Annotated in this window: 1 protein-coding gene; it reads right to left on the bottom strand. The window is 42.6% G+C overall.

The features are described 5' to 3' along the window. Positions 1–245: 245 nt before the first annotated feature. Positions 246–1,388: a bifunctional tRNA (adenosine(37)-C2)-methyltransferase TrmG/ribosomal RNA large subunit methyltransferase RlmN gene (locus tag BCT81_RS23955; protein WP_008222760.1), complete on the bottom strand. Its 1,143-nt coding sequence runs from the start codon at positions 1,386–1,388 to the stop codon at positions 246–248. Positions 1,389–1,736: the final 348 nt, after the last annotated feature.

The following is a 1,736-nucleotide window of genomic DNA, read 5'->3' as shown; positions in this document are numbered from 1 at the left end:
GACATATTGATGATCAGTAACAAACGAGCACTTAAATTAATTTAAGATTAGTTAATCATAAGCTAATGCCATTACAAGGCAAAAATACTTTCAACAAAATTTACCGTCAGCTCATGCTTTTGTCCAAAAATTGACGAAAAATGTAAGAAAGCGTGGGCAAGAAGTCCAAAAAATAGAAAACGAAGTCCCAAAAACGCAACAAGCCAGAAGTAATACTTCTGGCTTGTTTAGATTCAAATCGCGTTTTATACCGCTTTTACTTCAATCACACCGCCGGCAACCAAGTTAGCTTCTGATGCCGCTTTAAGCATTTTAGTACGCTTAGTTCTATCGATAACATCACCAACCAACTGGCCACATGCTGCATCAATATCGTCACCACGCGTTTTACGAACCGTTACTGTGTAGTCGTATTCCATTAGCGTTTTTTGGAAGCGGTCAATACGAGAGTTGCTTGGCTTCTTGTATGGTGAACCTGGGTAAGGGTTAAATGGAATCAGGTTGATCTTACATGGCGTATCTTTCATTAGCTCTGCAAGTTCACGAGCGTGGTCCATATCGTCATTCACATGATCCAATAGAACGTACTCTACCGTTACTTTACCGCGGTTAGCGTTTGAAGAAGCAATGTAGCGACGAACAGATGCTAGGAAATCTTGGATATCCCAACGGTCGTTGATCGGCATGATTTGGCTACGAAGTTCATCGTTTGGCGCATGTAGAGAAATAGCTAGTGCTACGTCGATGTTATCTGTCATTTGGTCAAGGCCAGATACAACACCTGAAGTAGATACTGTTACGCGACGCTTAGACAGTGCAAAACCTAGGTCATCAAGCATGATCTCTAATGATGGCATTAGGTTTTTCATGTTTAGTAGCGGCTCACCCATACCCATCATCACAACGTTAGTAATTGGACGACGACCTGTCTCTTTCTCTAGACCGATTTCACGAGCAGCACGCCAGATTTGACCCACGATCTCAGAAACTTTTAGGTTGCGGTTAAAGCCTTGTTGAGCTGTCGAGCAGAATTTACACTCTAGTGCACAACCAACCTGTGAAGATACACACAGCGTTGCACGGTCACCGTCTGGGATGTATACCGTCTCAACGTCTTGGTCGCCAACGCTCATCGCCCATTTAATTGTGCCGTCTGAAGAGTGTTGAGCTTCAGAAACAACAGGTGCAACAATTTCACAGCGGCGTTGAAGTTTTTCTCGCAACTTTTTGTTGATGTTGTTCATGTTTTCGAAGTCATCGACACCGAAGTGATACATCCACTTCATCACTTGATCTGCGCGAAAAGCTTTCTCATTCAATTCTTCTGTGAAAAATTTACGAAGACCTTTACGATCAAAATCGAGTAGATTGACTTTAGCTGTGGTCATGATGCCTCTCAATGACGGAACAATAATTAAGGGCGCGAATTGTACAGCCTTTACGCATGTTCAACAAGGGCTGTAAAACCCTGTGTTTACTAAGACATTCAAACTTAAGTGATTAAAATTTACACAGCCACCTTTCATTACTTACAATTCAGGAAATAAGAACAAGATTCCCGACTACGCTCCTTCGTCGCTTTCGTGAATGACGTGAAAACTTGCTCAGTAACTTTCCATTCATAGTCTTCTGGTCACCAGTTCCTCAAACCTCGTCATTCCAGAACTGAGGAACGAAGTATCTGGAATCTCCAACAACGAATAGAGATTCCCGACTACGCTCCTTCGTCGCTATCG

Origin of the sequence: Vibrio sp. 10N.261.52.A1 (assembly GCF_002876325.1) — a bacterium.
GTDB lineage: Bacteria > Pseudomonadota > Gammaproteobacteria > Enterobacterales > Vibrionaceae > Vibrio > Vibrio chagasii.
The sequence above is the reverse complement of the archived record's forward strand: the minus strand, read 5'-3'. Positions and strand labels throughout refer to the sequence as shown.